This is a genomic window from Proteus sp. MB838 (assembly GCF_054767435.1).
In genome coordinates this window covers 29,786-50,293 of record NZ_BAABMO010000005.1, presented here as the reverse complement: position 1 = coordinate 50,293, position 20,508 = coordinate 29,786, and the positions used below count along the sequence as shown (strand labels likewise).

General features: G+C 40.8%; 23 protein-coding genes and 1 pseudogene. 12 read left to right on the top strand and 12 right to left on the bottom strand.

Annotated elements, in window-relative coordinates; all coding sequences use genetic code 11:
* Nucleotides 1–44 precede the first annotated feature (44 nt).
* Genes waaA through coaD form a run of 3 tightly spaced genes read left to right on the top strand, consistent with a single transcriptional unit; the run spans nt 45 to nt 2,576 of the window.
* Nucleotides 45–1,322, top strand: coding sequence for a lipid IV(A) 3-deoxy-D-manno-octulosonic acid transferase (waaA, locus tag ACYUCW_RS03490; RefSeq protein WP_004246472.1), 1,278 nt, complete (start codon nt 45–47; stop codon nt 1,320–1,322).
* Nucleotides 1,322–2,101, top strand: coding sequence for a glycosyltransferase family 2 protein (locus ACYUCW_RS03485; protein ID WP_004246473.1), 780 nt, complete (start codon nt 1,322–1,324; stop codon nt 2,099–2,101). Before waaA ends, ACYUCW_RS03485 begins: the two co-directional genes overlap by 1 nt.
* Nucleotides 2,091–2,576 (top strand): pantetheine-phosphate adenylyltransferase, encoded by a 486-nt coding sequence (coaD, locus tag ACYUCW_RS03480; protein ID WP_004246474.1) that lies wholly within the window; start codon nt 2,091–2,093, stop codon nt 2,574–2,576. The genes ACYUCW_RS03485 and coaD overlap by 11 nt, the downstream gene beginning before the upstream one ends.
* On the opposite strand, the gene mutM is transcribed toward coaD, so the two are convergent.
* Complete coding sequence (gene mutM, locus ACYUCW_RS03475; protein WP_004249751.1) at nt 2,573–3,397, bottom strand: bifunctional DNA-formamidopyrimidine glycosylase/DNA-(apurinic or apyrimidinic site) lyase; 825 nt, start codon at nt 3,395–3,397, stop codon at nt 2,573–2,575. The two genes, coaD and mutM, sit on opposite strands and share 4 nt — an antisense overlap.
* A 121-nt stretch (nt 3,398–3,518) precedes the next feature.
* Here mutM and rfaL point away from each other — a divergent pair, with 121 nt between their 5' ends.
* Nucleotides 3,519–4,787, top strand: coding sequence for an O-antigen ligase RfaL (rfaL, locus tag ACYUCW_RS03470; protein WP_163748160.1), 1,269 nt, complete (start codon nt 3,519–3,521; stop codon nt 4,785–4,787).
* Here the strand turns inward: rfaL and ACYUCW_RS03465 are convergent.
* The 7 genes from ACYUCW_RS03465 to radC form a co-directional block, all read right to left on the bottom strand.
* On the bottom strand, nt 4,780–5,958 hold the full coding sequence (locus ACYUCW_RS03465) for a glycosyltransferase family 4 protein (RefSeq protein WP_036895900.1): 1,179 nt from the start codon (nt 5,956–5,958) through the stop codon (nt 4,780–4,782). The two genes, rfaL and ACYUCW_RS03465, sit on opposite strands and share 8 nt — an antisense overlap.
* Entirely contained in the window at nt 5,955–7,061 is a 1,107-nt protein-coding gene (locus ACYUCW_RS03460) for a glycosyltransferase family 4 protein (protein WP_036919452.1), read from the bottom strand. The genes ACYUCW_RS03465 and ACYUCW_RS03460 overlap by 4 nt, the downstream gene beginning before the upstream one ends.
* Before the next feature lie 3 nt (nt 7,062–7,064).
* Entirely contained in the window at nt 7,065–8,066 is a 1,002-nt protein-coding gene (locus tag ACYUCW_RS03455; protein WP_012368652.1) for a glycosyltransferase family 9 protein, read from the bottom strand.
* Between the two features lie 138 nt (nt 8,067–8,204).
* The gene (locus ACYUCW_RS03450) at nt 8,205–9,332 is read right to left on the bottom strand and encodes a glycosyltransferase family 4 protein (protein ID WP_460408209.1); all 1,128 of its coding nucleotides are present in this window, start codon (nt 9,330–9,332) and stop codon (nt 8,205–8,207) included.
* Nucleotides 9,333–9,480: 148 nt separating this feature from the next.
* Nucleotides 9,481–9,648 carry a 50S ribosomal protein L33 gene (gene rpmG, locus ACYUCW_RS03445; protein ID WP_004246483.1) on the bottom strand — a complete coding sequence of 56 codons (168 nt, stop codon included), beginning with the start codon at nt 9,646–9,648 and terminating at the stop codon, nt 9,481–9,483.
* Between the two features lie 11 nt (nt 9,649–9,659).
* Nucleotides 9,660–9,896, bottom strand: a complete 237-nt coding sequence (gene rpmB / locus ACYUCW_RS03440) for a 50S ribosomal protein L28 (RefSeq protein WP_004246485.1) — start codon at nt 9,894–9,896, stop codon at nt 9,660–9,662.
* A gap of 247 nt (nt 9,897–10,143) precedes the next feature.
* A complete protein-coding gene (radC, locus tag ACYUCW_RS03435; RefSeq protein ID WP_049203078.1) occupies nt 10,144–10,815 on the bottom strand; it encodes a RadC family protein in 672 nt (223 codons plus the stop codon).
* A gap of 286 nt (nt 10,816–11,101) precedes the next feature.
* Between radC and coaBC the strand changes: the two genes are divergently transcribed.
* The 3 genes and pseudogenes from coaBC to slmA all read left to right on the top strand — a co-directional run bounded on the left by coaBC (nt 11,102) and on the right by slmA (nt 13,477).
* Nucleotides 11,102–12,310: a bifunctional phosphopantothenoylcysteine decarboxylase/phosphopantothenate--cysteine ligase CoaBC gene (gene coaBC / locus ACYUCW_RS03430; RefSeq protein WP_036919447.1), complete on the top strand. Its 1,209-nt coding sequence runs from the start codon at nt 11,102–11,104 to the stop codon at nt 12,308–12,310.
* A complete protein-coding gene (gene dut / locus ACYUCW_RS03425; RefSeq protein WP_004246490.1) occupies nt 12,294–12,752 on the top strand; it encodes a dUTP diphosphatase in 459 nt (152 codons plus the stop codon). Before coaBC ends, dut begins: the two co-directional genes overlap by 17 nt.
* A gap of 119 nt (nt 12,753–12,871) precedes the next feature.
* A pseudogene (gene slmA, locus ACYUCW_RS03420) lies at nt 12,872–13,477 on the top strand (nucleoid occlusion factor SlmA).
* A gap of 318 nt (nt 13,478–13,795) precedes the next feature.
* Here slmA and pyrE read toward each other — a convergent pair.
* Nucleotides 13,796–14,440 carry an orotate phosphoribosyltransferase gene (pyrE, locus tag ACYUCW_RS03415; protein ID WP_004246493.1) on the bottom strand — a complete coding sequence of 215 codons (645 nt, stop codon included), beginning with the start codon at nt 14,438–14,440 and terminating at the stop codon, nt 13,796–13,798.
* An 80-nt stretch (nt 14,441–14,520) separates the two neighbouring features.
* Nucleotides 14,521–15,237: a ribonuclease PH gene (rph, locus tag ACYUCW_RS03410; RefSeq protein WP_460408208.1), complete on the bottom strand. Its 717-nt coding sequence runs from the start codon at nt 15,235–15,237 to the stop codon at nt 14,521–14,523.
* A gap of 125 nt (nt 15,238–15,362) precedes the next feature.
* Between rph and ACYUCW_RS03405 the strand changes: the two genes are divergently transcribed.
* The 4 genes from ACYUCW_RS03405 to ACYUCW_RS03390 all read left to right on the top strand — a co-directional run bounded on the left by ACYUCW_RS03405 (nt 15,363) and on the right by ACYUCW_RS03390 (nt 17,794).
* Nucleotides 15,363–16,226, top strand: a complete 864-nt coding sequence (locus ACYUCW_RS03405) for a YicC/YloC family endoribonuclease (protein ID WP_004249947.1) — start codon at nt 15,363–15,365, stop codon at nt 16,224–16,226.
* A gap of 244 nt (nt 16,227–16,470) precedes the next feature.
* A complete protein-coding gene (locus ACYUCW_RS03400; RefSeq protein ID WP_004246496.1) occupies nt 16,471–16,692 on the top strand; it encodes a type II toxin-antitoxin system Phd/YefM family antitoxin in 222 nt (73 codons plus the stop codon).
* The gene (locus tag ACYUCW_RS03395; RefSeq protein ID WP_004246497.1) at nt 16,689–17,072 is read left to right on the top strand and encodes a type II toxin-antitoxin system death-on-curing family toxin; all 384 of its coding nucleotides are present in this window, start codon (nt 16,689–16,691) and stop codon (nt 17,070–17,072) included. The genes ACYUCW_RS03400 and ACYUCW_RS03395 overlap by 4 nt, the downstream gene beginning before the upstream one ends.
* A gap of 407 nt (nt 17,073–17,479) precedes the next feature.
* The gene (locus ACYUCW_RS03390; RefSeq protein ID WP_004246498.1) at nt 17,480–17,794 is read left to right on the top strand and encodes a helix-turn-helix domain-containing protein; all 315 of its coding nucleotides are present in this window, start codon (nt 17,480–17,482) and stop codon (nt 17,792–17,794) included.
* 299 nt (nt 17,795–18,093) lie between these two features.
* On the opposite strand, the gene murQ is transcribed toward ACYUCW_RS03390, so the two are convergent.
* Nucleotides 18,094–18,993 carry an N-acetylmuramic acid 6-phosphate etherase gene (gene murQ, locus ACYUCW_RS03385; protein WP_017826985.1) on the bottom strand — a complete coding sequence of 300 codons (900 nt, stop codon included), beginning with the start codon at nt 18,991–18,993 and terminating at the stop codon, nt 18,094–18,096.
* Nucleotides 18,994–19,101: 108 nt separating this feature from the next.
* Between murQ and ACYUCW_RS03380 the strand changes: the two genes are divergently transcribed.
* Nucleotides 19,102–19,839: a tetratricopeptide repeat protein gene (locus ACYUCW_RS03380; RefSeq protein ID WP_004249950.1), complete on the top strand. Its 738-nt coding sequence runs from the start codon at nt 19,102–19,104 to the stop codon at nt 19,837–19,839.
* A gap of 95 nt (nt 19,840–19,934) precedes the next feature.
* Here ACYUCW_RS03380 and ACYUCW_RS03375 read toward each other — a convergent pair whose 3' ends face one another.
* Complete coding sequence (locus ACYUCW_RS03375; RefSeq protein ID WP_049203077.1) at nt 19,935–20,393, bottom strand: GNAT family N-acetyltransferase; 459 nt, start codon at nt 20,391–20,393, stop codon at nt 19,935–19,937.
* Nucleotides 20,394–20,508: the final 115 nt, after the last annotated feature.

The following is a 20,508-nucleotide window of genomic DNA, read 5'->3' as shown; positions in this document are numbered from 1 at the left end:
GTGTGGTACTATAGGCTTTCGTCCAGATAAGTGAATTTGATAGCATGTTGTTGCGTTTATATCAGGTACTTCTTTACCTTATTCAACCTCTGATTTGGCTACGTCTTTTATTACGCAGCCGCAAAGCACCCGCCTATCGCAAACGGTGGGGTGAGCGCTATGGCTTTTGTCGAGGCAAAGTCGCGCCTCATGGCATTTTATTGCACTCCGTTTCAGTGGGTGAAACACTTGCCGCTGTACCTCTTGTTCGTGCATTACGCCACCATTATCCCGATTTACCTATTACCGTCACCACCATGACACCAACAGGCTCAGAGCGCGTACGCTCTGCATTTGGTGACGATGTGTACCATGTCTATCTTCCTTATGATTTACCCGGCTCGGTTAATCGTTTTCTTACAACGGTTGATCCGAAATTGGTGATCATCATGGAAACAGAGCTGTGGCCAAATCTTATCTCACAGCTCTATCGTCGCAAAATCCCATTGATTATTGCTAATGCTCGCTTATCAGAGCGCTCAGCAGCGGGTTATCAAAAACTAGGTAGTTTTGTCAAAACGATGCTGAGAAAAATTACCTTAATTGCTGCCCAAAATCAGGAAGATGGCGAACGTTTTATTGCTTTAGGGCTAAAACGCTCACATCTGCATATTACCGGTAGCTTAAAGTTTGATATCTCGGTCACCCCTGAGCTCGCCGCTAAAGCAGTGGCATTACGCCGCCAGTGGGCAGCACATCGCCCTGTCTGGATAGCCACCAGTACCCATGAAGGGGAAGAGGCGATTGTCTTAGATACCCATAAAAAATTACTGGCACAATTTCCTCAACTGTTGCTGATTTTAGTTCCCCGCCATCCAGAGCGTTTTGCAAAAGCAGAGCAACTTACCCAAGAGGCTGGCTTTAAATATACCCTACGCAGTAGCGATGCTATTCCCGATGCACAAACCCAAGTGGTGATAGGCGATACTATGGGGGAGTTAATGTTGCTATATGGAATTGCTGATCTGGCCTTTGTTGGAGGCAGTTTAGTCGAGCGCGGTGGACATAACCCATTAGAAGCCGCAGCCCATGCTATTCCGGTATTAATGGGGCCTTATACTTTTAATTTTAAAAATATCTGTGCCAAATTAGACCAAGCTGAAGGGCTAATTACCGTTACTGATAGTGACTCTATGGCGACGGCAATCGCCTCATTACTCAATGATGAAGATTATCGCCGCTATTATGGACACCATGCCGTAGAGGTACTTCATGAGAATCAAGGGGCGTTATTGCGCTTATTAACCTTACTCTCTCCCTATCTGCCACCACGGAGTCACTGATGAGTGAAAGTAAACGCCTCTCGGTCGTGATGATCAGTAAAAACGTTGCGGATGTTATTGAAGCATGTTTAGACTCGGTACAATGGGCTGATGAAATTATTGTTTTAGACTCAGGGAGCGACGATGCAACTTGCCAATTGGCCCGTGAAAAAGGGGCTAAAGTATTTAGCAACACTCCATGGCCGGGGTTTGGTAAACAGCGACAATTAGCACAGCAATACGCCACAGGCGATTATATTTTTATGATTGATAGTGATGAGCGTATTACCCCTGAGTTAAAAGCCAGTATTCAAGCCGTGTTACAACAACCTGAATCGGGTGTGGTTTATAATTGTGCTCGCCGTAACCTGTTTATGGGCCGTTTTATGAAACATAGTGGTTGGTATCCCGATAAAGTAACCCGCCTTTATGCTCGTGAACAGTATCAATATAATGATAATTTGGTTCATGAGTCTTTAGAAACCCAAGGCGCAACCATTAAAACTTTACCAGGGGATCTGCTGCATCTTACTTGTCGTGATTTAATCGAGTTCCAACAAAAACAGCTAAAATACGCTAAAGCATGGGCACAAGAGCGCAATCAGCAGGGTAAAACCACCCGTTATAGTGCCATTATTAGCCATACGCTGGGGGCATTTTTTAAAACTTGGTTACTGAGAATGGGTATTTTAGATGGAAAACAGGGATTAATATTGGCATTTGTTAATGCACAGTATACCTTTAATAAATACGCCTCGTTATGGGAACTTAGCCGGAAAAACCGTGAATATGAAAAATAAAGCTATCTACCCTGGAACCTTTGATCCCATCACCTATGGGCATATTGATATTCTCACTCGTGCTGCGGGTATGTTTGACACGGTGTTATTAGCTATTGCTGCCAGCGCCCGTAAAAACCCTATGTTTAGTTTAGAAGAGCGTGTCGCTTTAGCAAAAGAAGTCACCCAACACCTGCCTAATGTGGAAGTTGTCGGCTTTTGTGAGCTAATGGCGAATTTTGCTAAAAAACAGCAAGCGACCATTTTGATCCGTGGCGTACGCTCGGTTTCTGATTTTGAATATGAGTGGCAACTGGCGAATATGAACCGTCATTTTGCCCCAGATCTCGATAGTGTCTTTTTGTTACCTTCACAAAATCTCTCTTTTGTTTCTTCTTCACTGATCAAAGATGTGGCACGTCATGACGGCGATGTATCGACTTTTTTACCTGAAGTAGTTGCTACAGCAATGCTACAAAAGCTCGGTAAGCGTTAATCGGTTATTTCACCATGTTGGCAATGTCGGCAAAAGAAAGTGCTACGTTGCCCCTGCTTAATACTTTCAATAGTATGACCACAAATTAAGCACGCTTTATCTTTGCGCCCGTAGACAAATAGCTCTTGGGCAAAATAACCTGGTTTACCATCAGATTGTAGAAAATCTTTTAAGGTGGTTCCCCCTTGCTCTATCGAGCGAGTTAATACCGCTTTAATGGCATTAACCAATACGTCACACTCTTGCTCGGTTAAGCTATTGGCTTTTCTATCTGGCATGATCCCTGATGAGAAGAGTGCTTCATTCGCATAAATATTGCCGACACCCACCACCAGTTTGTTATCCATTAGCCATGGTTTGATGGCGATTTTTTTATTTTTGCTCTGTTGATATAAATATTGCGCGTTAAATTGCGCCGAAAGCGGCTCTGGCCCTAAATGGGCTAATACGGAGCTGGTGGCTAAATCTTCACACCATAGCCATGCACCGAAACGACGCGGATCGGTATAGCGTAGTACTTTGCCATCACGAAACACTAAATCAATATGATCGTGTTTCTCTTCAGGCTGCTCTTCTGGCAAGATACGTACACTGCCGGACATGCCTAAATGAACAATGATCCATCCTTGATTTAATTCAATTAACAGATATTTAGCGCGCCGTTTAACACTTAAAATCGGTTCATCCAGCAAGGTTTTGATTTTTTCAGAAACAGGCCAACGTAATTTACTATTACGCACTATTGCGTAGTGTAAGATATTGCCCACTAAATGAGGCTCAATACCTCGGCGACTGGTTTCAACTTCTGGTAATTCTGGCACAAGTCACTCCATTATTGTCACTTGAGAAATACAGCGATAACATCATTTTTATTGTATGATGAGCCATTCATCCCCACAAACCGCTAGAGCAATATAACATAAAGGACAGTGGCAGCTTATTATGATGTTGTTTAAAGACGATAGTAAAAAATCTTTATGGAATTTATCCATTATTGGACTTTACATTATATTGATCTACTTACCCGATATCACTCGCTATAAAAATATAGTGATGGGGCTAATTGGTGCAACGGCACTTTGGTACCTGGTGCGTGATTTTCGCACTATTGGTCAGATTTTTAAAAATAATCTCGCCTATGCGCTGTTTTTTTTATTGCTCGCCATTGGCTATTCAGTCGTGATTTCCGTAGAGCCCGCACTGAGTCTAAAAGAGATGAATAAGCCGATTTTAAATGGCTTACTGCTCTTTGCTATTGCGTTTCCCATTGTATTGTATAAAGAAACACCTACGGCAATTGCGAAGATGGTGATGGTGTCATTCGCCATGGGGTTATTGGTGATTATGGCAAAGGAGTTGGTGCAGTATTATTTGGAATATCAGCAAAATCTTTTGCCTTTTACAACAAAAAGTCAATTAGCGCATAGAGAAATCTCTTATGCTCTGCTATTTTTCTTTCCTATTATATTGGCCTTATGGGCATTGAAAAAAAATCATTCGATAATTAATTGGCTTTTATTAAGTGTGGTTAGCCTATTATTTTTATTTGCAATCTTAGGGACATTAGCACGCGGGGCTTGGGTCGCATTAGCGATTAGTACATTACTTATCTTAATCATTAATCGCCAGTGGATATTTACTTTACTCAGCATGGGTATCTGCGTTGCGCTCTTTTTCGGTGTAACACAATTACCTAATAACCAATTTATTAACGCCAAACTTAAACATAAACTATCGCAAACCAATAGCGGACTAAGATTTGATGGTGGTACCCAAGGCTCAGCCTTAGATTTAATCTTAGAACAACCTATTAAAGGCTATGGTTATGGTAATCAGCTTTATCATAATGTTTATAATCAGCAAGTAAAACAGCATAAAAACTGGGTCTTTAAAAAATCCATTGGTCCCCATAATGTATTTTTAGCTTTCTGGTTTGCCGGCGGTATTTTGGGGTTAATAAGTCTACTCTATTTCTGCGCGTCTTTTATCGCTCAGGGTATTCAACTGATCCGCAAAAATCAGGGGATTATTCGCCAAGCAGCGCTAGTGTTATTAATATCGTTTTTAGGGGTTTATGTACTGCGTGGATTATTTGAAAATGCCTATATTAATCAAGTGGGTATTTTATTAGGGTTAATGTTAGCATTGCGCTATTCATTATTAAATCAGCCCTCAGCAACACCGACCCAAGAAGATAAATCCGTTAGCTAATCAGTTTATTGATGGTATGTAAAATCGTCTCTGCCCGTTTATCCCAGTTGTAATAATTTTCAACTAATGAACGGGCGTGATTGATTTTCTCACTGGTACGTTGTGGCTCTTCTCTTAGTAATTTAATTTGTTGGGCAAAACTCTGCGCATCACCACTATCAGCAAAACTTACCGCTTTTTCATCCACCACATCACGAATTGATGGAAAATCTGAAATAACCACCGGTTTTCTCATCGCCATATATTCAAACAGTTTTAACGGAGAGGTGTAGCGACTACCGATACTGGTTAAGGTTAAAGGCAGCACACAAATATCATGTTGAGCAATCGCCTGAAAGCGTTGTTTAGGATCGATAAAACCAAGAAAGTTAACTTTCTCTTTTACATCCATCTCCTTAGCAAGCAATTGCAGCCCTTTAATTTGCTCAGCCGTTCCACCAGCAATATTCAGTCTAGCATTATCCAGATATTTCATCGCTCGCATCATGGTGGGGATCCCTTTCCATTTATGCAAACTACCTAGATAAAGTACCTCTGTTACATTATTGGTCGTAGCGATTATATCTCTATGGCTATCTTTGTTGCTATCTGCGGCATATAAATCTACCCCATCGGGTACAATAGTAATAGGCGTGGTTACTTGATATTGCGAAATAATATCGTCCCTTAACAGCGAGGTCAGCACAAATACTGCCGTTGCGCGACTGTATACCAACTTCTCCATTTTTAGCAGTTTATGGTATTTCAGGCGATTTTTTTTCGTTTCAAAAGAGTGCGACTCTGCAAAAGATTGCGCAAAAATCTCATGGCTTTCGAAAAAAAGCGGAATATCTGCATGGTTCTCAGCCAAATAGCAGGCCAGTTTTAAATTACGCGTAAATAGTGCATCAACAGGGTGTTGTTTTAACCAACGTGCAATTTGTAATGAAAATAGCTTTTGCGAATTAAAGGGAAAATACCATTTACGTCTGATATCTCTTAGCGCAATTAACCGCGCATTGTTATGAATATCACGCCCGAGAATATCGCTATCTCGATACTGTCCTTTAGGGGTGACTAGCGTCACTTGTGCACCGGCACGGGCAAACGCATCAACGTTTTGCAATATTTGCAATGAAGCCACACGCAAATCGGGAACGGGATAAGGATCAAGATAGGCGATTTTCATCATTCTGTTTTTAATGCCTGTAGTAATCGTTGTGCTGAATGTTGCCAAGTATAGTGAGAAGCAATGCGTTGGCGTGCATTTTCGCCCATTGCTTTACCTCTATCCGGCAATGCCCGAAGATGGTTGATGGCTTTCACCATCGCGGTTACATCACCTGGGGTTACCAATAATCCTGCACTTTGCTCATTGCCTACCACCTCAGGAATACCGCCAATATAGCTGGCAATCACCGGTTTTCCACATGCCATTGCTTCTGCAATGGTGATCCCAAATGCTTCATCGCCGATACTCGGGAAAACCCCCGCATCACAAGCGGCATAAAACTCAGGTAACATTGCATGCTCAACAGGTTGATGAAAAATAACTTGTTCAGCAACACCTTTTACCATCGCTTTATTTTTTAATTGTTCAAGCGCATCACCCGCGCCGATGATCAGTAACTTAACGTCTTCATCTCGCAATTGGGCTATTGCATCAATAGCAACACTTAAGCCTTTCCAACCGACTACACGCCCCGCAAATGCCAATAAAAATGTAGGCTCACTCACCCCGAGCTGTTGGCGCAAAGATGTTGTCATAGGCTTAAACTTTGCCATATCAACACCATTATAGATAACCGCAGGAAATTGTTTAAAATGCTGCTGAATTTGCCAAGCATTAAAATGGCTACACGCAACCCAAGCAGAGATTTTTTTCGCCAGTTTACGATCACCTTTAAAAAAGCTGGTGCCACCACTCATATAACAAAAACGTGTCGAGCAAGATTTGGGCATCATTGCAGGCCAAAAGAAATCAAACGGCTTAGTTAAAATAACCCAATCAAAATTTTGTCGAATAACATCTTGTTTAGCATAGCGAGCAAAACTATAACGTTCAACAATACGACGAAAACGACCACCGAGATCGATAACTTTCTCTCTTGGTGTATAAGGATAGGTATGAATATGAATTTGTCGGCCTGCTAGTTCATGCCTGACATCACCATTGCCCCCATAAAGATGTACCTCATGTCCCGCATCATGTAACTGTTTGGCAAGCTCCCATACTGCGGTTTGGATCCCACCATAAGACATTGTGATTGTGACATCAATTAAGCCAATCTTCATGAGTTACTGTTTCACCTTTATTCCATTTAAAATATCGCTAACGGCATGCCAAACATTGGCGACAGAAATATCAGACATACTATCTTCACGACTTGCATCGGCTAACGCAATAGGATGTTGGATAATATGACAACATGAATGTTGTAATGGCGCTAAATAACATCCGGGATGATAGCTGTGATACATGGCTACCATCGGAATACCTAACGCGCCAGCTAAATGCGTCGGCCCTGTATCAACCCCGATATAGAGCGACAAATGCGCCATAATGGCAGCATTTTCGCGCATAGAAACTTGCCCTGCTAATGCCAAACAATGCTCAGTACCTATTTTTTTCGCCAGTTCAATGGCGACTTGTTGGCTCTCTTTCCCACCTAATAACAGAAAATAGGCCTGCTCGTCATGAGTCATTATCTGTTTGGCTAACTGCAAAAAGTGTTCTATAGGCCAATCGCGGTAAGCTTTGGCAGGAAAACTTTGTAATTGTAAGCCAATAATGTGCTTATTAATTAATGCATTACTCTCTATAAACTGTTGGGCAAATTGCTTTTCTTCTGAACTAATAGAGTAGCGTAATTGCCAATTGGTTGGGTAAATTCCTAATGCATTAATTAATAAAGCACGCTCTTTTTGTGCCACCATTAACTCTTTAGGGTAAGCCACCCATGTTATGTCTGATTGCTTTTGGTTATTTTCAGCAAAAGCCACTACATGTTGTGATTGACGGCGGGCATACTGCACTAATGAATGATCATTTCCATATACCAAAGCTAAATCATAAGGTTTATGGGGTAACCATCCTCGCCAACGGGCGCGCTTTTTCGAGAAAGGCTTAACACTAAAAATATCAGGATTGTGCTGCAAAATGCAGGCACTGCGTTTATGCGCCAATACATGAATACGCGCATTCGGCCAACGCTCTTTTAGTGCGTGGATCACCGGCGTGATCAGTAACGTATCACCAAAACGCGCAATTGCTATAACCAATATGTTTTTTGGATCCATACACTTTTTATTTAGTTTAAATGATACATTTACTTTCCAGACTATACACTAAAAAGCATTACAAATATTCATAAACAGAATGAAAATATAACATCAGATACAGGATAATTAGCCCTTAGCGACTTTATTGGATATCAATTATCGTGATTTATCTTTAAGGCTAATGGCGTTAATAAATATTTTTTCCATTTTATCTAGCATGTTATCTAAACCAAACTGAGCTTTGGCATGGGCTAATGACGCTTGCCCCATTTGTTGACGTAACTCATCAGAGGCCATTAATTTAGCAAGGTAATTAATTAGGGTTTCTTGTACTTTAGGTGCCAATGTAAAGCCGGTTTTACCATCAATCACCGCTTCACTAATTGCACCTACTGTGGTTGATACCACCGGTAATCCGCAAGCCATCGCTTGCATAATACCTTGTGGCACCCCTTCGTTACCAAAAGAGGGTAAGGCAAATAAATCCATTGCATTTAAGCAATCCGGCACATCATTGCGGTTGCCTAAGAAAAAGACACTCTCTTCTAATCCTGCAAGTTTAACCATCGGTTGTAAATTTTTACGTTGTGGGCCATCTCCGACGAGAAGTAGTTGCCAGTCAGGAAATTGCAGATGCAATGTTTTCCATGCTTCTATTAGGTATTTATGTCCTTTCCATACCCGCATTGTTGCCACAATCCCTAATGTAGGTTTATTAGGCACACCTATTTTTTCTCGTGCTTGCTGTTTATTTTGTGGCGAGAACTTTTCTAAATCGATCCCCGTAGGAACTGAGGTCATTTGACTGAGCGGAAAACGATTATATTGATGTAAGGTTTGGCGTAATTTTTCACCGGTAGTCACAATATGGGCACTTGAAGACAGGTAGAGCCAACGCGTGGGCAGTGAACGTGATACATCGGTAGATACATGGCGAGTACGTACTATGGCGGGAGAGTGGCGTAATGAAGCACAAGATAGCGCAACTAACCAAGCATCTGTCGAGCTATGGGTATTAATCACATCAAATTGCTGACGATGGACTTTTAACCACTTACGCAATGCCATCAGTGCAGATCCGCGTTTTTTTTCAATCGGTAATGTGACAACCTCAATACCATAGTCAGGGGCTGCTTTGGCAATTTTTGAGTTTGGACAGCAAACCAGTGTCACATGGTGCCCTCTTTGCACCATGCCTTGAGATTCTGTCAAAATGCGGATTTCTTGACCACCCCAACCACAAGACGACTCTGTATGTAAGATAGATAACACCGATTTACTCATCTGCAACTATTCACTCGATAGATAAAAAGGGCACTAGTATAACGAAAGAGTCAATAAAGATCATAATAGCTTTACTTTGTTATACTTAGCGCAAGCCAGATAACAAAAAACCCGACACTATGGTCGGGTTTTTTTCAGAGAACTAAAATTATTTAATTTTAGCTTCTTTATAAGTCACATGCTGACGAACAACTGGATCGAATTTTTTCATTTCCAGTTTTTCTGGCATAGTGCGTTTGTTCTTCGTAGTGGTATAGAAGTGACCTGTACCAGCAGAAGAAACGAGTTTAATTTTCTCGCGAATACCTTTAGCCATTTTTCAGCTCCTTAGTACTTCTCACCACGGGCACGTAAATCTGCTAATACAGATTCGATGCCTTTCTTATCGATCACACGCATACCTTTAGCAGATACACGCAGAGTTACGAAACGTTTCTCAGACTCAACCCAGAAACGGTGAGAGTGCAGGTTTGGCAGAAAACGGCGTTTAGTCGCGTTTAATGCGTGAGAGCGGTTGTTTCCACTCACAGGACGCTTGCCGGTAACTTGGCAGACTCGGGACATGTCTATTCTCCAAAAATCTAATCAGCTCGAGCTTTAGTATCAGGTTTGACCGCCTCGTCAGGCTTTGGAGCCCATCTCAGCAACTTTTAACGATTGAAAAACTGTGTAAACACCTCAGAAAAAACTTGCTGAGATAGGCTCTTCTCGCCAAACCCAAGATCCTCAAAGGTGGCGTAGTATACGCCCAATGGCCTCAACGCTCAAGACCCGTACAATAAAGATTGTCAATAATTTTAAAAAATATTGGCTATAACCAACCTCGTTCAGCAAAAGAAACACAGTTATCATGCCCTACCACAAGGTGATCAAGCACTTTTATACCGACTAATTGACAGGCTGTAAAAATTTTTTCTGTCATCTGCTTATCGGCAAGACTTGGCTCAGACAGACCTGAAGGATGGTTATGGGCTAAAATAATCGATGCAGCGTTCTTTTTAATCGACTGGCGAATAATTTCTCTGGGGTGAACTTCAACACGATCCACCGTTCCTTTAAACATTTCCTCACAATCGATCATTTGGTTTTGGTTATCTAAAAATAGCACGACAAATACTTCTCTATCACGCCAATTAAGTCGTTTTTGCAAATAACTTTTGGTTTCTGCGGATGAGGAGAGGATATTTTTATGCATAAACTTTGTTTTAATAAAGCGTTGAGCCATCTCATTAATGGCTTGTAATTGGGTAAATTTACCCACGCCTATCCCCTTAAAACAGCCTAATGTTTCATAATCCGCATTGATCACATGATAGATAGAACCACACTTTCTAAGTAAAAAGTCTGCTAATTCTAATACCGATTTTTCATAGGTGCCTGTACGTAAAAAAATGGCCAATAACTCTGCATCCGTTAACGATTCTACACCATGCAACAGCAGTTTTTCTCTCGGTAAGAGTGTCTCTATGGTTGCGTTTTCCATTCTTTGTGCTCTCCCTTTTCGCCAAGCATTTAAACATCAATACGTTATAATTGGCCTATGTTGTTATTTTATCTTTCATGCAATATTTATCACAAAACAACTGTTGTTATATACAGTTAATTTACTATAAACTGTACAAGTTGAATGAAAAAGCCACAGATAAAATTTGTGCGAGGTAATACACAATAATTTATTTTATAAAACATCGTATTACATAGAATGCCTAACTCTGGCTTAGCTTGTGGTAAAATTATGGACATTTATTTATGCAATTAGGCATTTCATCATGACTACACTTCACGACAAAAAGATTATTCTGGGTATCAGTGGTGGTATTGCGGCCTATAAAGCGCCTGAGCTAGTCCGTCGTTTACGTGATAAAGGCGCTATTGTGCGCGTCGTTATGACGCCTGCAGCACATGCCTTTGTCACCCCGTTATCGCTACAAGCGGTATCAGGCTTCCCTGTTGCGGATGATTTGCTTGATCCTGCCGCAGAAGCCGCAATGGGACATATCGAACTAGGAAAATGGGCTGATCTGATTTTATTAGCCCCTGCTACCGCAGATTTAATTGCTCGTTTACGCATGGGGATGGCAAACGATCTGTTAACCACACTCTGTTTAGCCAGTGCAGCACCTATTGCGATTGCCCCAGCGATGAATCAACAAATGTATCGTGCGGCGATTACACAAGAAAATTTAACGGCTTTGGCACAACGAGGTTGTCTTATCTGGGGGCCTGACTCTGGTAGCCAAGCCTGTGGTGATGTAGGACCCGGTAGAATGTTAGATCCTCTTGAATTGGTGGCATTAGCAGAGCAACAATTTGCGACTCAACACGATTTTAAAGGTAAAAAAATCACCATTACTGCTGGCCCAACACGTGAAGCCTTAGATCCAGTACGCTTTATCAGCAACCATAGCTCAGGAAAAATGGGCTTTGCTATTGCGCAAGCGGCCGCTCAACGGGGGGCAGAAGTGACACTCATTGCCGGCCCTGTCACATTGCCGACACCTGCTTGTGTTAAACGTATCGACGTCGAAAGTGCCCAAGAGATGTATCAACAAGTGATGGATATTGTGCCATCCCAAGATATTTTTATTGGTTGTGCTGCCGTTGCCGATTATCGAGCCAAACAGGTTGCCCCTGAAAAAATTAAAAAACAAGGTGATGAAGTAACGATAACTATGATAAAAAACCCCGATATTGTTGCCAGTGTCGGAAAAATGGTTGAGCATCGCCCATTTGTTGTCGGATTTGCAGCCGAAACCCAGAATGTGGAAGAATATGCCCGCCGTAAACGAGAACAAAAACAACTCGATTTAATCTGTGCTAATGATGTATCACTAAAAGATGCTGGTTTTAATAGTGATAACAACGCATTACACCTTATCTGGGCAAATGGAGAAACGCGTTTACCACATAGTAGTAAAACGCAACTGAGTCATCGCCTACTTGACGAGATAGCCAAACATTATGATGAAAAAAATTGACGTTAAAATCCTTGATCCACGAATTGGACAAGAGTATCCACTCCCTGCTTATGCAACAACAGGCTCTGCTGGTTTAGATTTACGTGCTTGCCTTGATGCTCCACTGGTATTAGCACCAGGACAAACTGAGCTGTTACCTACAGGTCTTGCTGTACATATTGCTGATGAAGGGTTAGCGGCAATGGTGCTTCCTCGCTCAGGTCTCGGTCATAAACATGGGGTGGTACTCGGTAACTTAGTGGGATTAATTGATTCTGATTATCAAGGTCAACTGATGGTATCGGTATGGAATCGTGGTCAACAAGCGTTCACTATTGAACCCGGCGAACGTATTGCCCAGATGGTTATCGTACCTGTTGTTCAAGCAGAATTTAATATTGTAGAAGATTTTACGGCAACAGAGCGTGGTACAGGCGGTTTTGGACACTCTGGTCGCCAATAAGCACGACGTCTTGCATTTATTTTAATATCAATGACGATATCACTCCCTTTGCACTAACACTTTTATTTAGTGCAAAGGTTTACTGATTTGTTTTGCTTTTAGCAGGGGCCTTATCAGTCATGGCAGAAGAAAAAGAAACCAAAAAGAAACGCAGAAATAGACGGGATGAAATACTACAATCGCTCGCTCAAATGTTGGAGTCTAGTGATGGTAGTTAACGTATTACTACAGCCAAATTAGCGGCTACCGTTGGGGTATCTGAAGCAGCACTTTATCGACACTTCCCCAGTAAAACAAAGATGTTTGATAGCCTAATTGAGTTTATCGAAGATAGCTTAGTTTCGCGTATCAACCTGATTTTAAAAGATGAGAAAGAAACTATCGCACGCATTCGCCTTATTCTTATCTTGATCCTTGGCTTTGCAGAGAAAAACCCTGGGCTATCTCGCATTCTTACCGGACACGCATTAATGTTTGAGCAAGATAGATTACAAGGGCGCATTAACCAATTGTATGAGCGAATTGAAGTACAACTTCGCCAAGTGATTAAAGAGCGTAAAATTCGCGAAGGAAGTGCCTTTTTACATGATGAAGCACTACTCGCTTCACAACTGCTTGCGTTTTGTGAAGGTATGCTAGCACGTTTTGTACGTACGGAATTTCGTTATCATCCTACACAGGAATTTGAAGCACGTTGGCCATTAATTCAGGCGCAATTACAGTGAGCAAGTAACAATGAAAGAGTGGACTCGTGACTTAACTCAATAATTTGAAAATGACATATATGCCGTTTTTTTCTTATTTGTGTTAACATGCGCTCTATTGATATCAGAGTATCTAAATAGATTTACTGGGAATGGCACTAAGCGATCCCCAATCTGTGACAGTGGCAACGCGCCTTGTCCCTACTGTAAAAGTCCTTTTTATCTTTCAATATCTGTGATAATTATCGCAGAAAATTCATTGTACTACTCACCCCGCCCATTATTGGGCGAGGGCTTTTTTTTACAGCTATTGAGCGATTTTATTGTATTTTTGCTTTTTTAATTAATGCCATAACGTTCACGATAGGCTTTTACTGCTGGCAAATGTGCCGATAATGTCTCACTTTCAGTTAAGTAGCTAATTAAATCATCCAAAGTAATAATTGAATAAACTTGGCATTGATAATCGCGCTCTAATTCTTGTATTGCAGAAAGCGAACCACGCCCTTTTTCTTGTCTATCTAAACTAAGCAATACCCCTGACAGCGTCGCATCATGTTGTTTGATTATTTCCATCGATTCACGAATAGCCGTTCCAGCGGTAATAACATCATCAACAATCACCACATTCCCTGTTAATGGACTGCCGACTAATGTCCCTCCTTCACCATGATCTTTAGCTTCTTTACGATTAAAGCAGTAAGGAACATCCATATCATGATGTTCAACTAAGGCCACTGCGGTCGTTGTCGCGATGGGAATACCTTTATAAGCCGGTCCAAACAGCACATCACAAGGCACATGATTATCTATTAATGTTTGTGCATAAAACTGTCCCAATAAAGCCAAGTCACGCCCAGTATTAAATAAACCTGCATTAAAAAAATAAGGACTAACACGACCTGATTTCAGCGTAAACTCACCAAATTTTAATACATTTTTTGCTAATGCAAGTTCGATAAAGTGGCGCTGGTAGGCTTTCATTTTTTTCTCCTATTAAGATTGCTTAATGACAGATTTTAGACATAAAAAAAGCGACTTTTCAGTCGCCTTAAAAATAGAATTTATTGCTTTAGCGCCTCTTTTTGCGCTTCAAATATCTTTTCTAATCCCCCTTTCGCAAGGGCGAGTAAAGCAAGTAACTCTTCATGACTAAATGGTGCACCTTCTGCCGTACCCTGTACTTCAATCATACGGCCATCATCGATCATCACCACATTCATATCCGTTTCGGCTGCGGAATCTTCAACATATTCCAAATCGCATAATGGTTGACCATTAACGATACCCACAGAAACAGCAGCTACCATTGATTTAAGAGGGCTCTTTTTCAGCTTACCTTCTGCAACCATTTTATTTAAAGCATCCACTAACGCGACACAAGCACCAGAAATAGAGGCGGTGCGAGTACCCCCATCGGCTTGAATAACATCACAATCAACCGTGATAGTAAATTCACCCAAGGCCTTTAAATCCACAGCGGCGCGTAGTGAGCGAGCGATTAAACGTTGGATTTCCATTGTGCGGCCAGTTTGTTTACCGCGAGCGGCTTCACGAGCATTACGACTGTTAGTGGCGCGAGGAAGCATGCCATATTCTGCAGTCACCCAGCCTTGCCCTTGTCCTTTAAGAAAACGAGGTACACCCTCTTCTACAGTGGCATTACACAAGACTTTGGTATCACCAAATTCAACTAATACAGAACCTTCAGCATGTTTTGTATAGTGGCGAGTAATGGTAATCGGACGTACTTGGTCTGCTTGTCTGTCTGCTGGACGCATGGTGTTATCTCCGCTTTCTCTGACATATTGGGGCGCATTATACGACCTAAAACGGCTTATGCCTATCCTTGTGTTGATACCTAGGGTTATAATCGTTACATCATTTACAATATTGAGACCCTATTATGATCCGTAGTATGACCGCTTTCGCTCGTCGAGATATCAAAAAAGAGTGGGGTAGCGCCGCATGGGAACTGCGTTCCGTTAATCAACGTTACCTTGAAACATATATCCGTTTACCTGAGCAATTACGTAGTTTAGAGCCTGTTATTCGTGAACGTCTACGTAATCGCTTAACACGCGGTAAAATAGAATGTAACTTGCGTTTTGAACTCAATGCTCACTCACAAGGTGAACTGACTTTGGATGAAAATTTAGCAAGGCAACTGATTGTTTCTGCTAACTGGGTAAAAAGCCAAAGTCATGAAGGTACTATCAGCCCATTTGATATTTTACGTTGGCCTGGGGTTATCTCAGCCCAAGAGCAAGATTTAGATGCCATTGGTAGCGAACTATTAGCAGAGCTTGATGTAGCTATCGATGCCTTTATTGCAAGTCGAGAAGCTGAAGGCCAAGCACTCAAAACGCTGATTGAGCAACGTTTAGATGCCGTAAGTGCTGAGGTCGTAAAAGTAAGAGCACAGATGCCAGAAATTCTCCAATGGCAACGTGAGCGCTTAACCAGCAAATTAGAAGAAGCACAAGTTCAAGTTGATAATAATCGTTTAGAGCAAGAATTAGTGATGTTAGCGCAACGCTTAGATGTCGCTGAAGAGCTTGATAGATTAGATGCCCACGTTAAAGAAACACGCAAAATTCTCAGTAAAAAAGAGGCTGTCGGCCGTCGCCTTGATTTTATGATGCAGGAGTTTAATCGTGAATCCAATACACTAGCATCCAAATCAATTAATACGGATGTCACCAATTCCGCTATTGAATTAAAAGTATTAATTGAACAGATGCGTGAGCAGATCCAGAATATTGAGTAAATTATCGCTTATATTTATTCAGTCTCACGACATCACCCAACGCAGTAAGCCAGTGTAAATGCTGGCTTTTTAAGTTACTTAAGTCATATTTTGATATCACTAAATAAAAGCGCAAGAGAATTTGGACGAGTTTAAAAAGCTTGTATAAACTACATCAACAAATAGTTATCTCTGATCACTGAGTACAATTGCATATTTATTATTTAAAATGTACACTTAAGATGTACATTATAGGAGAAATATTATGCGTACATATACCTCGACACAAGCCCGAGCCAATATCTCAGAAGTATTAGATATTGCGACCCACGGTGAACCTGTTGAAATCACCCGCAGAGACGGTTGTTCAGCGGTTGTTATCAGTAAAACTGAATTTGAGTCATACCAGAATGCTAAGCTAGATGCAGAGTTTGATATGATGATGCAACGTCATGGACATACCGTAGAGGCACTGACAAATCGATGATATGGGTTAGCGCACAGGAAGTTATCGCTTTCCATGATCGTATATTACAACGTTTCCCAGGTGTGGCCGGTATGTCCGATCCTGGCAGAGCGGAAGCTCTTATTTACCGGGTGCAAAACCGTAAACATTATGAAGGCATTACAGATGTGTTTGAACTGGCAGCAACTTATTGGGTCGCTATCGCTCGAGGGCACATATTTAATGACGGTAATAAACGTACCGCATTTTTTGTGACCATGACATTTCTCTATCGTAATGGCATCAGGATCCGCGATACTGGCAATATGCTGGAAAACTTAACAGTAGAAGCAGCTACAGGTGAGAAAACCGTCGACCAGTTAGCAAAACATCTACAAAACTTGGTAGAGAAAACTAACTAAAATAGTTTTCATTAGCAAAATAAAGGCCCCTTTCAATATTTCATACCAAATATGACAAGGTGGCACAGCCCACTTCCCCTAAAATGAGATAGCTATAATTAGTTTTACCGCATTAAGGACAGCTAACAACTTTACCTCTCAATACCTCCCCAATCCTAGTCCACTGAAAACTTAATTTTTACAATGTACACATTCAGCAAAAAAGCCTCTCCAGCACTGATTTCTGAAGTAACTTTATTTTACGACGCAGCTGGGTAAAAGTGAAACTATAATTTCCTTATTCGATTAAAAATGAAAGTATTATTTCTCTTTAATCTGTTTGAGAATATCGAACAGTCACTTTACTCAAAGCCAAAAGTGAAGCTATACTTTCACTAACTGAAGATTTAAGAAAATATAGTTTCACTATGAATACCATCGAATCAACAACAAAGCGCACTGCTGTCGTTTTTCCAAAACATAAAAAGGTGTTAAGCATTTTGGGCGAGAACTTAACTCTAGCAATGAAGCGACGTGGTATTACCCAAGAAATGATGCATAATCGAACAGGATTGTCTAAACCAACGCTACGAAAAATCCTAAAAGGCGATCCTTCCGTTTCGCTTGGTCACTATGTCAACGTATTAGCCTCCTTAGGCCTCTTAGAAGACTTAACCAAAGTCGCCTTTGATGACGAATTGGGAAGAAAGCTGCAAGACATCCAATTGCTGAAAAAAAAATAAGGGTATCGCATTATGGAAATCTACGTTTATGCTGATTGGACTGAATCAACTGACCCTGTATTAGTTGGTACATTACGATCATCAGAAATTAGAGGCAAAGAACATTTCAGCTTTAGTTTATTTATATTGCGCTTATTTCTATAAACATGAACATAAAATAAAGGCTTCTTTCAATATTTCATACCAAATATGACAAGGTAGTGACATATTGAATTTTCGCTTATTAACATTGCGACGGATCACTCACCAATGCGAAGATAGCATTTATCATTCCGTTTAAAAGCAAATCTGTAAAGCTATCATTTCGCTAGAGCTTGTCTAATAAACCCTTTATTTTGCGCCAACAACTGTGTTGCTTGTTGTGCATCTACGCCGGCTAAAATCATCAAAATCGCTGTTTTACAATGACGTTGGCATTGTGCTAGTGCGTGTTCAGCAGTAGCTCGATCACACTCTGTTGCTTGCATCACAATACGAATTTGGCGCTCAATTAATTTGGCATTAGTGGCTTCAACATCCACCATTAAATTACCAAACACTTTACCCATCTTTATCATGGCACCTGTGGTTATCATATTTAATACCAGTTTTTGTGCTGTGCCTGCTTTCATACGTGATGAGCCAGTTACCACTTCAGGCCCCACAATCGGCGTAATGGCAATATCGGCACGTTGCGCTATGGGACTATCAGGATTACAACTAATTGCCCCGGTCACCGCACCTAGTGAGCGTGCATATTCTAATGCGCCAATCACATAAGGCGTTCGACCACTGGCTGCAATCCCAACTAGCACATCCTTAGCATTAAAATTAAGCTGGCGTAAATCCTCTGCCCCCAATTGGACATTATCTTCTGCATTTTCAACCGCTTGTAAAATAGCTTTGTGTCCCCCGGCAATTAAGCCAATCACCATGTCATGGGGGGTTCCATAGGTTGGAGGACATTCACTGGCATCTAAAATTCCCAAACGACCAGAAGTACCTGCACCGCAATAAATTAATCGACCACCTTGAGAAAATGCTGTTACGACCTTATCCACCAGCCGTGCAATATGGGGTAATGTGGCTTCAACCGCAAAAGGCACTTTTTTATCTTCATTATTAATGACTTTTAGCATTTCAAGTGTTGAAAGTGTATCAATATGTTCACTGTGATGATTGCGACTTTCCGTGACAAGATTGCTAAGGTCAATAGCCATTATTACTCTCCAAATATTATTAATTATTTGATTAAGACAAAGAAATTAACTGCTTTTATACCACTATTATTGGTAATATTTTCAAAATCATTATAAACGGTACTCTACATGACATTTATTAAATCTATTTCGACCTTTATCAGTCTAATAACACTTTTTTGCTCATTTTCTTTACACGCTAATTTCGAAGAGCAAGATAAAAAATTATTTGAAGATACCCGCAAAGAAGCACTAAACCATAATGCACTCGCTCAATATCAGTTAGCCGAAATGTATTTACTGGGGGATGGCGTAGAAAAAAACCTGCTAAATGCACAGCTGTGGGCAAATGAAGCAATAAAAAGTGGCTATGCCGATGCCTATGCGCTCCTTGCTGACATTTACCTCTTTAATGCTGACCCTTATTTTAAAAGCTATTATGTCGAAGCAAAAGAGTTAGCCACCACTGCCGTTAATAAAGGAAGCATGAGAGGAAAAATCAGCTTAGCAACCGCGCTTATTGCCCCTTTATCTGGTGAAGTAGATTATCAGCAAGCGATGGTATTACTTGAAGAAGCCACACAAGCGCATCAACAAGAACTTGTTTATGCCCCCATTTGGTTAGGTATTTTATATAGTGGTATAGGTAATATTCCTGTCGATATGGAAAAAACCAATAAATTATTTGCACAAGCCAATGAAATGACATTTGAAGGATTTGCTCAAGCAATGGCCTCTTTTATGTTCTCAGGTCAATATCATATTATCGAGCCCAACAAACAAAAAGCAGATGCATTTATGAAACAAGCCTGTGAAGAAGCGAGAAAAGTTGGCAATGAATTTTATTGCCAACCAGAATTAAATTAACCGAAATTAAAGCTAATAAATGCCCCTAGCTCAGAAAAGGGATGGTTATGCTTATATCATCTCTTTTCTATTCATCTCGACGTGACACCTATTTTTTACAACGCCATACGGTATTCAATTACACCTGGTTTTTCAGCCACCCAATCATACAGACGTTGACCCCGTAAATTGGTTTCCTGTGTATGCCAGTACAAACGAGCACAATTATGCTGTTTAGCCTGTTGATTTACAAAATCGATTAATTTTTTCCCCACATGACAACCACGAGCTTCTGGTGAAACAAACAAATCTTCGAGGTAACAAAAATCACTTTCAGCCCAAGTTGAACGATGAAAAAGATAATGAACAAAACCCAGTATTTTTTTGCCATCTGTTGCAACAGCACAGTAAATCGGCTCTTTCTCATCAAAAAAGCGCGCCCATGTTTTTAATGTTATCTCTTCTGATAATTCAACGTTATAAAATTCCTGATAACTTAACCAATATGGTAACCATTGAGCATAATGCTCTTGCTCAATAAGTTGAACGGAAACTGCCATCGATATTGTGCTCATTTATTTACTTCCTTCTACTTTCATCAACGCGATAAAAAGATATCACTCGGCCTGTTATTGCTGTCATAGTACGTTTAATTCTGGCTCTTAATAAGGTACACTTTTTGTGTTTTTA